This window comes from Odoribacter sp. (assembly GCF_985060555.1).
In genome coordinates this window covers 1-13,183 of sequence record NZ_CFKYFN010000083.1, presented here as the reverse complement: position 1 = coordinate 13,183, position 13,183 = coordinate 1, and the positions used below count along the sequence as shown (strand labels likewise).

Sequence of the window (13,183 nt, the reverse complement as noted above, 5' to 3'; positions counted from 1 at the left end):
CGCCGGTCAGTGAAAGAAAAAGCTAGATGACCGACAGAAGCGACCGCGTCCCCGAACACGAATACCGAAGACGAACAAGGACCGGAATAATTCTACGTTTTAACAGTTACAGAGGTTAGAGAAGTGAAGCTTTCACCGTTGTAACTAAAAAATAGGAGAGGACATCTACCGGCTCAGTATCGGAATGGGAGAGGATCAGCAAGGAGAGCGAAGTGCAAAAGAAGGTGTCTGAAAACAAACTATTCAAAAAAGAGTAATTTCTGGTCAAAGGAGGAATTTTGGTTAAAATTTACCTTTATTTGAATAATAATCACCTTTGATTTCAAACGTTAGCACGTATTTTTGATCCGTCGAAATAAATTAATCAATCAGATATCTATGAAAAAAATCTTATTTTCTGCAATTGCTCTGGCTGTTAGTTTGGCAGGGTATGCACAATGGAAACCTGCGGGCGATAAAATAAAAACCACGTGGGCAGAGCAAATCGATCCGAATAATGTACTTCCGGAATATCCCCGACCGATCATGGAACGGAAGGAATGGAAAAACCTGAACGGCTTGTGGGAATATGCCATCCGTCCGACGGGTACTCAGCAACCGGCAGACATGGACGGTCAGATATTGGTACCATTTGCCGTAGAATCGAGCCTCTCGGGTGTGATGAAGACTTTAGGCAAAGAAAACGAATTGTGGTATAGCCGGGAATTCACCGTTCCCTCCTCCTGGAAAGGCAAAAACATACTGCTGCACTTCGGGGCTATCGACTGGCAAGCCGATGTTTGGGTAAACGGCGTTAAAATGGGACAACACCGGGGAGGATACACCCCCTTCTCTTTCGATATTACTCCGGTTTTAGCTAAAGGGAAAAACCAGATCACGGTAAAAGTATGGGATCCGAGCGACGAAGGTTATCAACCGAGAGGAAAACAGGTGAAACACCCGGACGGTATCTGGTACACTCCGGTCAGCGGAATCTGGCAAACGGTATGGATGGAACCTGTATCCGCCAACCACATCACCCGGCTGAAAACGACACCGGATATCGATAAAAAGATCCTGACCGTAGAAGCCCATACGGCAACCGGCAATCCTTCCGCCGTTGTTTCGGTAGTAGTATCGGAGGGAGGAAAGGTCGTAGCTACGGGAAAAGCCATGCAGGGCCAGCCCGTTCAGCTGGCGATCGAGAATGCCAGATTATGGAGTCCTGAAAATCCTTTCCTTTATGATATGAAAGTGACTCTGACCGACAATGGAAAAGTGATCGACGAAGTGAACAGCTACGCTGCCATGCGGAAATATTCTATCCGCCAAGGCGCAGACGGTATTACCCGTTTACAGCTGAACAATCGGAATGTTTTCCACTTCGGTCCGCTGGATCAGGGATGGTGGCCCGACGGATTATATACCGCTCCGACCGACGAAGCCCTGGTATACGACATCAAGAAAGTAAAAGATTTCGGATATAATATGATCCGTAAGCATGTAAAGGTAGAACCGGCACGCTGGTACACCCATTGCGACAAATTAGGCGTAATCGTATGGCAGGATATGCCGAATGGCGACAGAGGACCGGAATGGCAAAGCAGACAATATTTCAAAGGAGTAGAAATGGTCCATTCCGCCGAATCGGAAGCCAATTACCGCCGGGAATGGAAAGAAATCATCGACCTGCTGTATTCCAATCCTTGTGTAGGGGTATGGGTGCCCTTCAACGAATGCTGGGGACAATTCAAAACTCCCGATATCGCAGCCTGGACAAAAGCTTATGATCCGAGTCGTCTGGTCAATCCTGCCAGCGGTGGAAATCACTACACCTGCGGAGATATTCTCGACCTGCACAATTATCCGGATCCCGATTTATATCTCTACGATCCGATGCGGGCAACCGTATTAGGAGAATACGGCGGCATCGGACTGGTGATGAAAGACCACCTCTGGATGCCCGACAGAAACTGGGGATATGTGAAATTCAACAATCCGGAAGAAGTGACGACGGAGTATATCAAATATGCCGAACATTTACTTCAGTTGATCCCCCGGGGATTCTCTGCCGGCGTATATACCCAGATTACTGACGTCGAAGGAGAAGTCAATGGACTGATGACCTATGACAGAAAAGAAATCAAGGTAAACGAGAAAAAAATCCGGGAAATGAACCAAAAGATATGTAATTCCTTAAAATAAGAATACATACAAGATTTTAGACAGAACAGCGCGAAAGCGGTTTGTTTCTGTCGGACATCGGGAGAGGGCAGGGCAGACGCATTACTTAGGGATTTGGTGAAACTCCTTTTACCTACTTGATTGAGAGGTCGAAACGGGAAATAATCCCGTTTCTCCTACTCAATTAGCTTTTATCATTTCAGAATCCCGTTTTCTTACTTTAAAGTGCTTTCAGAAATTCTTCAGGATCAGCTGTTGCTCCGACAAGCCGGGCAACCACCTTCCCTTCGGGATCTATCAGTATCTTAGTAGGAAAAGAAGTGATATTATAAAGTTTCAATAGATCCTGTTCCTCCTTACCTTCATTGTTGAGGATTTGAGTCCAGGTCATACCATCTTCTTTTACCGCCTGTTTCCATAATTTTTTAGCCTGCTCCAGATCCTTCACATTTTCATCGGCCACATTGACAAAGACTACCTTCCCGCTATATTTTTTATGTAACTCTTTCAAATGGGGATGGGAGGCCCGGCAAGGTCCGCACCAACTTCCCCAGAAATCGAGCAATACATATTTCCCTTTCAGCTTTTTCAAAGAAACGTCTTTACCATTCATATCCTTCTTCACAAAATCAGGTGCTATTGTGCCCGGACGATAAGGGCGGCCGGCATCCAATTTCCGTTTGAGTATTTTCCCATAAGCTGTACCTTGCAATTCCTGAGGAAGCTGATCATATATCCGTTCGGCCTCGTTTTCGTCAAACCAATTATAATGTTCCAGCAAATTCATCAGGGAGATATAACTTCGGGGATTTGCCCGTACAAACGCCATTATGGTTTGTTTGTTGGCCTGCATATAAGCGTCAAACTCCTCTTTATAATCGCGGATATCTCCTCCTTCAAGCATATTTGTCATTGTCAACTGTCGGTAAGCCGCTTCAGCAGGATCAACCTGCTCGTAATAAAGACGCCAGTAATCGTGCGCCACAGTACCTCCTCTAATCCAGTCAATTTCCGGTACTTTCCCTTTTTCAGCTCTGATTTTCATAACAGCATATTCACCAGGGACCACCATCAGACTGACATTCGGATAATAGGTACCCAAGCGGGGTGCCGGACAAGCCAGTTCTTCACACAAAAGCTTCAGCGTCAACCGGGAAGTATCCCGGGCAGCCATATTCAACCTGATCCGGTGATCAGTAAAATCGAAAGTATCCTGTAGCATACCCTGGGGTGTCCATCCCATGACGATCACTTTTCCCTTCTCTACAGCATCGATTTCTGCCTGCAAAGTAAAATCTTTCTTCCCTTCCAATTCCAGCATCTTCATCCGCAGAATACGCTGATGGAATTCGTCGGCAACCTGCATATTGCTGCGTAATAAATCGACTGCCAGTTGTTTAACCTCCTGAGATTCGGTCATTACCACCTCCAGATCCAATAGAATCAGAAAACGGTCCTGATCTTCCAGAACAGGGAATTTTTCCTTACATATTTCCAGATATTCCCGGACATTCCCTCCCATCCGGACATCAGCTATGGCCAATAAATCCGGCATCGCACGGGTATGGGTAAGCTTTACCTGTTCGATATCCGTTTTCAATTTCTGCAACCCCTCAGCAGTAACAGGTTCCGGGCTTCTCAATGAGAAATAGGGAATCAACCGGATGCGCAACCATGAATACAACAGTTTATCTACAATCTCCTTTCCGTTTGCCCTGACAAATTGTTCCCTGTTATCAAACACATACTGTGCTTTGGGGTCATCAAAATTCAGGGTGTAGCGTTCATATAGAAAGAAGTTCTCCGGTTTTACCTTTTTCCGGGCAGATAAGCGATTAAAATAATCATTGATCACCCCGAATCCCTCATTTGTCTTCCCTTGTTCCAATAATAACGTGGCATAATCATCAACCAACTGAGGAGTACGTTCGCCCTTTTCGTAGCGTTTAGTCAATCCGGCAGGTGACCATCGGGGATCGATCCCTTTGCGGATTTTCTCCACAAACTCATCGGCCGGGCGATAGCCGGAGGTCCTGAATACCTCCGTACCATCCGGACTCAATACCACAAACGTAGGAAAAGCCTTTACGGCATATTTCTTTGCCAGTTCCAACCCATTTTCTTTCTCTGCATCTAATTTGAGGGAAATAAAAGTACGGTTGAAATATTCTCCTACTTCCTGCTGGGGAAAAACCTCTTTTGACATTCGTTTACAAGGTCCGCACCATGTTGTATAAAAGTCAATGAAAACCATCTTGTTCTCTTTCGCAGCAAGTTCTATCGCTTCCGTATAAGAAAGCGGCCGGAAATTTACCCCCTGGGCACACACCCACAAAGGCAACAGCAGGATTCCGGCCATCCATATGATCACTTTTTTATTCATAGATATGATCTCAAACTATTGCCGGTAATCAATATCTTTCACTTTCACCAAACCGTTCCAACGACAATCTTTCAAAGGTTCCAATTCAAACGAATCCTGGTCAGTGCCCAAAAGATAACGCGTTACAATTCCCTTCTCTGCCGCGTTGTAGGTACCTACCATCAACTCATCGTAATTATTTCCATAGGGATCAAATTTGATAAAGGTAATCTGATCGCCCAGGTCTTTCTCATAATGCATATGATTCACATAATCATATGCATGTAATATTTGTCCGTTAGCATACAATAACAAAGAACGCTTAGAAGCAAAAGCGTAAAGCAATCCGCTTCTTAAACCGGTCGCTTTCGATTTGTCTATCGTATAGCCGGCTCTTTTCTGAGGCATATCGCTCGGCACCCAACTCCGGATACTGCAATAAAACTGATAGACATAGAAATTTTGCTGATCTTCCATCAGTGCAAATGAATTTCCATTTGAACTACCTCCCACTGTATTAAATGTATTCTCACCATAAATACAAGTACGGCCCGCCGGCTGTATCCAAGGAAATGCTTCTCCTGCATTATCTTGTAACTGAGTTACACTTAACCCGGTAACAGTACTCAAAAAGGTAAAACAATGATCGTCGGCATTATAAATAATCCAACCACTCGGACTGCTTATACTGGTAAAAATATATGGAAAAGGCCGGAAGCATTTTTCACTCATCACATCCATACGGTTGGAAGGATTTCCATAATTTTCATCCGAGTACAAACTCGCTCCGAATACATAATCTTCCGTCATCATAATCCGGTTATTTGACATACCGGTAAAACGCTGTTTGGCAGCCATATCCACTACATTCAGCATATCAGGCATCGGGAAACTTGAATAAGTCATAGAACGCAAGGTATTCATCGGTCCTGAAGCAAACGAAGTCAAATCCAGATAGTAGGATCCTGATTCTGTGGATATCCACAGTTTCATAGCCGGAGTTTCCCAATAATAAGAACCGGTATACATGACCCGCATCGGTCCCCGTAATTCAGGTAGTCCATTCCCCTCCAACAGATTCTTCAACACAATCGTATCTTTTGCCGTAGAGATCATATCCAAACCTACCGTACCATCCTCTTTTTCCCCAAGAACAAAAAAACCTTTATCCGTCACACTCAAAACAGTCAGTGAGGTATAGGATTTCCAGATCAAATCGGTCTTCGTATCTTTGACTTTCAGATATAAAGCATAAGAATCAGGTTTCAAATTGACAAAATACCTCAGATTCCGTTCCGTACCCAAAACGATTCCTTTATCCCGGTCATCGGTCAAACTGCTGGCCACCACTTTCCATTCGTATTCATAACGCGAAGGATCACTGTCTTCTGTAAACTGTATCACAGGTTCTTTCCGTACGGTGTCCAGATAGGAAAGCGGAGTGATTTTTAAAGTATCGTTCTTAAAAATAGCCGTATAACCTCCTTTTTTCCAATCGGAAATTTTTACTTCATTGATCGGATGATAATCATTCGATCCCTCGTCATCATAACAGGAAATACTAAAAACAGATAGAATTCCCGCCCATAATATCAATATTAATTTTCTCATCGTAGTCAGATTTTAGTATATTTCAATTCTATCATTCTCCCGGTTGAAACGGAACCCCATAATAAGATTTCCAACTCACCCCCTGAAACCACATCAGTCGTCCATCTTTCTCCCTGATTGCATCACGATGATCGGGGCTCTTGTCATATAATGCCTGCAAATCCATAGCCATCTTGTTTTGGATAGCATATTTCAAACCGGACGGCATCGTTTCATTGGACATAAAATCTTCATAAGTCAACTCCGGAAAACGCTTTAGGATTTCTTCAAATTTTTCCTTTGAAAAGAATCCCCACAATCCTCCCTCCAAATCTCCGATTTTACCGGACTCCCTTCCCATCCAAACTTTCGGACAAGTAATAAAGTTGTTCAGGATAATCTTATGCCGTGTCCCGTCAAATTCCTCCTTGCCGCTATCATTCCCCAACATACCGCTCAAATCGAACCATTGCGGAATAGCCAGGGTGAAATCTTCGGATGGCAATAAACGAAGTACAAGATTACGTTCCACTTCATCCAATGCTTCACTATTTTTCACAGTCACCGGCACATCTGCATAACTCCAGCCTCCCTTTATGGTTTGCCATTCATCAAATTCCAGATAATTTTCACCTTTTACGGCTGTCGTACTATCCTGATCGACTACAATACGGAATTTCCGGTCATAATCTTTTACCCTTCCGGTCATTTGTACCCTTATTTTCAGAAGCAGTTCGTCTACACCCTTTTTAATAAATTCAACTTTAGTATAAGGCTGGGCGGCCCAATAAGTGGTATCAAACCAATCCGGTCCCCATTGTACATAGAAATAAACTCCTTCCTCTCCGTCGAAATCCTTGATTTCTTTTTCACATCCGGACAGACCGGCAATGATGAGGAATAAGGTCGCTATATAAACAATATTTTTCATAATTTACTCTTTTTCAGTTGAACTACTTTGATTTTCCCGTTGACTGGTTTCACTGTCAGGTAATGGAACCACATAATTCCGGAGTTGCATCGTCAACGTCTCTGCCGGCTGGGAACCATCGGGTATACTTTCCAACCGATTGCGTTTGAAATAATAGAAGGTTTGCCCCTCTCCGATAAATTCCCGGATATACTCATTCCGGATAGCCGTATTCAGATCGGTCGGCGACTCTGTATTCAGGCTGATACACTTTCTGGCTTTACGTAAAGGATTCAGGTATTTTTCCAAAGCAATACCGACCTGCCTTTCCCGGACTCCGACACATTCGGCCGCAATCAAATAAAGTTCGCTGACCCGGATCAGGGGAACCATATAAGCAAAACGCTCTGCCTTGGCCTTTGCTTCATCGGTAGTCGTCTGTACCTCTGCATACTTCTTGAAACAACAAAACTCTTTTCCTTCCTTTGTTACAGATTCCCACATTTTAAAACGCAAATCATCGGGAGATTCGAAAATGGTACGGATACGGCCATTCTGATAGCCTCCGGCCAAAGTCAGTAAATTCACCACATTCAGATCAGAGGTAAAATAGGTCTTATAAATATTATCTGTACGAATACTATTGTACAAAGAGAACAATACCTCTGTCGCAAACATATTATCATTGGAGGCTGTATCTGCATAAGTTGCTGTACACAAAGGGAACAAAGGATTCTTTTCGTCAGCGACTTCCTCAATCACCTCAATGGCACATTCTTTTGCCTTGCTGTAATCTTCCTTCCACATATACGCCCTTGCCATCAAAGCTTTCACTGCATAGTAATTCATCCGGTATTGCCGGTAAAAAAGATCATTACCATTTTCTCCTCCACTGTAATTTCTGGCTCCATCGGTAATAACAGGATCGACATCCTTCAATAAATCAGCAGCTCTTGTCAAATCGGTAAGCACACAGTTTAATACGCTGTCTGCGCTTAACAAAGGTTCGACAATCCGTTCCGAAGAAGTCTGGTAAGGTATACTTGCCTGCTCCTTTTCCGTCCAAAGTGGCCCGAACAGCCGGAGCATATCGAAATGTAACATAGCACGTAATCCCAACGCCTCGCCTTTGATCAATTTATAATACAGTTCCGGCAGCACCGGATTCCCGTCTCCGCAATGTTCCAGTATAGCATTCAAATTCGAAATCTGGGAATAAGTGGTCTTCCATACCGTTTCGAACCGGTCTTTTGACGTCTTACTATCATAAGCATAGGACTGGTAACCACTATAATTGTGCTCACTGGTGGTACAATTATAATACTGAGCCATCACATCAATTATACCGGCCGACAAATTACCTCCATAATTCGACGAACTATTCATATTCAGGTACACCCCGTTTAAAGCCATCAGAAACCCCTCTCTTTCTTCAAACAGGTCTTTTTCCATAATCTGATCCTCCGGAGCCACATCCAACCAGGAATTACATGAAGCGCCTATCAGTAAAAGCCCCAGTATCCATATTCTTTTTATTCTATTCATAATCTAATCTTTTTAGCATTAAAACCTTATACCTAAAGAAAAAGCCACACTACGGGCAAAAGGATAATCCAATCCCCGTTCATTTTTTACAGTAGATATCCGGAAAATATCGTTCATATATCCGCGTATAGTCATGGAAGAAGCACCGAAATGCCTCAGCCAGCGAGCCTGGGTTTCATACCCGATGGAAACCGATTCACAGGATAATGTATTCTCATCGGCAACAAAACGGGAAGACATCGGAGTGGTTTCATTCAGAGATATGGCTTTAAATTTAGCGACATCCCCGGGTTTCTGCCAACGGTCGTACAGGGCTCGTTTGTCCTGATTATAATACACGTCCTGATCAGAAATATTCTCTACTTTATTGTACAGAGCACTCAGAAAAATCTGTCCACCTACCCGGTAACGGAAATTTATCGAAGCCGACAATCCTTTCCAATAGAATGAACTGCCGATCACACCTTCCAGCTTAGGATCTGAGTTACCGACGATGACCTCATCATTATAATCGAATTCAAAAGTCTGAGTTCCATCTTTCTTGATGAAAATTTCCCGTCCGGTCACCGGATCGATTCCGGCCGAACGTACAGCCCAGATATCAGAAGGGCTTCCTCCGTCATAATAACGTTTCAAATTTGAACTTCCGATCTTTTGATCAGTTTCATCTTCCCGGTTTTGTGCATTGTATTTTTCCAGTGCATTCCCGATATTCTTATACTCATATTTTAAATGCCGTAAATTTCCATTGATACTCCAGTTCAGCTCCTCCTTCTGTAACACGACGACATTAGCCGAAAGTGTATACCCTTTGGTCGTCTGTTTTCCCAGATTGGTCGGTACGGAAGCTGTACCTGTCGAAGTCGGTAAGGTCACTGATACCAATAAAGGATCGGTATTCTTCATAAAATAGTCGAAATTCAGACGTAAACGACGATGAAATATTTCTACATCGAATCCGAAATTCTGATCGATTGTTTTCTGCCATTCCAGATTCGGATTCCCGTAAGAAGATATTCCGACTCCTAAACCGAAAGGATTATTAAAGCTTGTCGTATAGCTATACATATTGGACGACATGTACAGGCTAAAATTCTGGTTACCCGGATTACCGATCGAATAACGCAATTTCAGAAAATCAATAAACGCACAGTTTTTTACAAAAGATTCATTGTGTATATTCCAGCCGACACCTACCGCCCAGGTTGTCGTAAACTTATTCGAAACTCCGAAAACAGATGAACCGTCCGCCCTGAAATTAGCATCCAACAGATAACGGTTATCATAGGCATATCCCCCGTTCATATAATAACTGGCCGAACGTTTCTGGCTGTTTGAATAAGAAGGCTTCTCTCCGGACGGATAACCATTGGAAAAAGTAGGATTGATATTCCGGTCGTCGACATAACCTATCGCTCTAAAACCGGAAGTCTTGTTTTTATTATCGGACACCTGCATACCCACAACGGCATTCACCATGTGTTTATTGTCAAACAACTTACCGAAAGTCGCATTCAAATCCCCGTCATAGCTCAACACATCCCCATTGGTTTCAGAATAAGATCCTTTTTCTTTTTCACTCTTCCCGTAAAATACCGAAGCTTTAGGAGATTGAAAAACTTCTTGTTTAGACACCGACTTCGATACGCTGATTCTGGCTCTCAACCGGAGAGGTTCAATAACCCGCCAATCCACCTCAAAATTGTTCCGGAAGCCGAAATTCCGGGTTCGGTTGGAAGAATTCAAAGACATATCGTACAACGGATTGAAGACATATTCATCACCTGACATAAGTTTATATTTCTCGAGCACTGCCTCCGGCTCTCCATAATCGTTCACTTTCCGGTAATAGGGATTGGCCTGTGAGAATTTGGAAAAAGCTACTTTTTCGCGATCGGATACCGAATAATCAAAATTGACGTAATCGGTAAATGCCAGATTTTTGTAACGGTAAATCAAACGGACGTTTCCGTTCAGGACATTATTGTCAGACCCTTTCATGACACCGGCTGTCCGGTTATAATTTACCCCTAAACCATAACGCATACGGGAATCTCCCCCTTCAATAAAAAGATCATGACTGTGGGAAGTGGCAAAACGTAAAGGTTCGTTCAGCCAATACGAATCCACCCCTTTCTCCACTTCAGCCAAACGTTGGTAGTAAGTAGACTGATAACCTTCGTCTATAATTTCCCCATTTGCATCTAAAGGACCATAACGGCCGGCTAATTTTTCAAATGCCAATTTTTCACGGGCATTCATCAAATTATAATCCGAAAGATCGGCAAATGAAAAATTCAGGTTCCCATTGTAATTCACTTGCAGTTTTCCGGCTTCAGGAGCTTTTGTTTCAACGACAATAACACCGTTCGCTGCCTTGGAACCATAAATAGCGGTTGCAGCAGCATCTTTCAATACAGTGATACTGGCCACCCGGTCCATACTCAGATTACTGATTGCTTTCAAGGTCGATTCGAATCCATCCAGAATAAACAGGGGCTGGTTCGGGTCAGTATCATATTCCTGGGTTAATCCGACAACACTCGTTTTACCACGCACATTAATATCCGGCAAAGTATTGGGGTCAGAGCCGAACTGATTATTCTCAATGATCGCAAAAGAAGGATCGATGGTTTTCAGACTTTGCAAGACATTGGTATTCCCGATCATCTTCAACTCCTTATGGGTATAGGTCTGGGAAGAACCGGTAAAACTCTCTTTTTTCCTGGAATAAATACCGGTGATCACCACCTCTTCCATCTCCGTCGCTTCTTCTTTTAACACAACGGTCAAAGGTTCTGTATTCTTCAAAGTCATTTCAACCGAAGTCATTCCGATAAAAGAAAATACCAAAGTCTGGCCTACAGGATTCGGTAAGCTGATTTCAAAATCTCCGTTTACCCCCGTTGTCGTACCCAAGGTCGTTCCTTTAATCATAACGGTTACACCCGGTAATGCATTCCCACTTTTGTCCATCACCTGACCGCTAATCCGCTTAGCCACTTGTACTGTCTGCGGGACAGCCGATTTCCGCAGAATAATCGTATTGTTATCTATTTCCGCCGTAAACCCCGTCCCCCTTAAAGCCTGCTCCAAAACTGCGGAAATCTCTTCATTCACAGCAGTGACAGTAATGCCTTTCAAATCTTTTGTTTTATTATAATCATAAATAAAACCCACATCGCACTGTCTTTTAATGGCTGAAATAAACTCTTCCAGTGTAGCATCCTTCAACTTCAAATTTAATCGCTGATGCTGGGAAAATGCGGTTGCATTCAGATTCAAATTGAATACTAAAAGCAAGGCCACCAACTGTGGGACATATAATGCCCATTTTTTACATCCTTGTTTTCTCATAAGTTAGCATTCTTTAGTTCAACATTATTTTAGTCGTTATCATCATTCCCTCACCAAAACGGTATTGCCTGTCGTAGTAAATTTGACATCGCTTGTTTTCTCAATCAAACGAAGAATATCACTGAAACTATCGAAACGTCTCAGTTCACCGGAAAAGACGACCTCTTTTACTTCCGGATTTTGGAAAAACACATGAAAATCATACCACCGGGAAAGCGTAGTCAATATATCCTCAAGACGTTTCCGGGTAAAAACATATTTTCCATCTTTCCAGGCAACATATTCATAGACATCGACAGTCCGCTTTTCAATTTTCCGGTTTTGCCGGTCACAAGCCAGCTGAAAACCCGGTTCCAAAAGAAATACCTCATCCGAAAAGCCCGGAAATTCTACTTGTACCTTCCCGTTAACCAAAGTGGTAGTCAGATTCTGGTCATCTGCATAATTCGTTATTCCGAAACTGGTCCCCAATACCCTGACATTTTGTATTCCCGTATGCACGATAAAAGGACAATTTGTATTTCGTGCTACTTCAAAATAGGCTTCCCCTTCCAGAAATACCTCCCGGGTAGTTCCGGTAAATACCTCCGGATATTTCAGGGTAGATTCTGAATTCAGCCAAACTCTCGTTCCATCTTCCAGAGAAATCTGAAACTCTCCTCCCCAGGGAACAATTACTTTATGCCAGGCCAGCGCTACCGGAATCAGCGTATCCGGCCGGAGATAATCCAAACAACAACTATCCACAATAATATTCTCAGAAATCCTGTTATTCCCCCCATATTCCAAGTTTGTCAGGTTATAAACCTTACCATCAGCCAGTTCCAGAATAGCATTCCGATGACCGGGACGGATCTGTATCTCCGCTTCCGAAGAAACGTTTTTTACATCTTGCGGCACAATTAAAGGTATTACTCCCAACAAAATAATTATTGAAGCTGCTACCACACCACGCCATAACAGACGGTTACGTCCGGGCTTTAACCCCTGTTTATTTATCCGGCTCTGTAAATCAATCCACGCACGGTTCACTTCTGCACTATCCGGCCTTCCATCCTCTCGTAATTCATAAAAAGATTGTAGATTCCAATAATACCTCTGATGATCGATATCCTGCATCCACATCTCAAAATGTTTGACTTCCTCTTCTGTCAAACGGTTTTCCAGTTTTCTATAAAGTAATTCTATCGTTATTTCTTCTTTTTCCATGGTATTTCATTGAACTTAATCCCACTATCTCAAATGAAAAAGGGTCG

General features: G+C 43.1%; 7 protein-coding genes. 1 reads left to right on the top strand and 6 read right to left on the bottom strand.

What is annotated here, in order from left to right; translation table 11 throughout:
- The first annotated feature begins 378 nt into the window (after positions 1-378).
- Entirely contained in the window at positions 379-2,184 is a 1,806-nt protein-coding gene (locus AC5RDS_RS10755; RefSeq protein WP_175315807.1) for a glycoside hydrolase family 2 protein, read from the top strand.
- Between the two features lie 199 nt (positions 2,185-2,383).
- Here the strand turns inward: AC5RDS_RS10755 and AC5RDS_RS10750 are convergent, their stop codons facing one another.
- The 6 genes from AC5RDS_RS10750 to AC5RDS_RS10725 are packed head-to-tail and all read right to left on the bottom strand — an operon-like array spanning position 2,384 to position 13,136.
- Positions 2,384-4,546, bottom strand: a complete 2,163-nt coding sequence (locus tag AC5RDS_RS10750) for a thioredoxin fold domain-containing protein (protein ID WP_118112827.1) — start codon at positions 4,544-4,546, stop codon at positions 2,384-2,386.
- A gap of 15 nt (positions 4,547-4,561) precedes the next feature.
- Entirely contained in the window at positions 4,562-6,136 is a 1,575-nt protein-coding gene (locus tag AC5RDS_RS10745) for a PKD-like family lipoprotein (protein ID WP_494222331.1), read from the bottom strand.
- A gap of 31 nt (positions 6,137-6,167) precedes the next feature.
- A complete protein-coding gene (locus AC5RDS_RS10740; RefSeq protein WP_013612412.1) occupies positions 6,168-7,046 on the bottom strand; it encodes a DUF4843 domain-containing protein in 879 nt (292 codons plus the stop codon).
- 3 nt (positions 7,047-7,049) lie between these two features.
- Complete coding sequence (locus AC5RDS_RS10735) at positions 7,050-8,570, bottom strand: RagB/SusD family nutrient uptake outer membrane protein (protein WP_013612413.1); 1,521 nt, start codon at positions 8,568-8,570, stop codon at positions 7,050-7,052.
- Positions 8,571-8,588: 18 nt separating this feature from the next.
- Positions 8,589-11,927, bottom strand: coding sequence for a SusC/RagA family TonB-linked outer membrane protein (locus tag AC5RDS_RS10730; protein WP_022159380.1), 3,339 nt, complete (start codon positions 11,925-11,927; stop codon positions 8,589-8,591).
- 42 nt (positions 11,928-11,969) lie between these two features.
- Entirely contained in the window at positions 11,970-13,136 is a 1,167-nt protein-coding gene (locus AC5RDS_RS10725) for a FecR family protein (RefSeq protein ID WP_494222330.1), read from the bottom strand.
- Positions 13,137-13,183: the final 47 nt, after the last annotated feature.

Bases quoted from the DNA above. Each gene is read 5' to 3' on its own strand.
- AC5RDS_RS10755 (WP_175315807.1), top strand. From the start codon at position 379: ATGAAAAAAATCTTATTTTCTGCAATTGCTCTGGCTGTTAGTTTGGCA.
- AC5RDS_RS10750 (WP_118112827.1), bottom strand. From the start codon at position 4,546: ATGAATAAAAAAGTGATCATATGGATGGCCGGAATCCTGCTGTTGCCT.
- AC5RDS_RS10745 (WP_494222331.1), bottom strand. From the start codon at position 6,136: ATGAGAAAATTAATATTGATATTATGGGCGGGAATTCTATCTGTTTTT.
- AC5RDS_RS10740 (WP_013612412.1), bottom strand. From the start codon at position 7,046: ATGAAAAATATTGTTTATATAGCGACCTTATTCCTCATCATTGCCGGT.
- AC5RDS_RS10735 (WP_013612413.1), bottom strand. From the start codon at position 8,570: ATGAATAGAATAAAAAGAATATGGATACTGGGGCTTTTACTGATAGGC.
- AC5RDS_RS10730 (WP_022159380.1), bottom strand. From the start codon at position 11,927: ATGAGAAAACAAGGATGTAAAAAATGGGCATTATATGTCCCACAGTTG.
- AC5RDS_RS10725 (WP_494222330.1), bottom strand. From the start codon at position 13,136: ATGGAAAAAGAAGAAATAACGATAGAATTACTTTATAGAAAACTGGAA.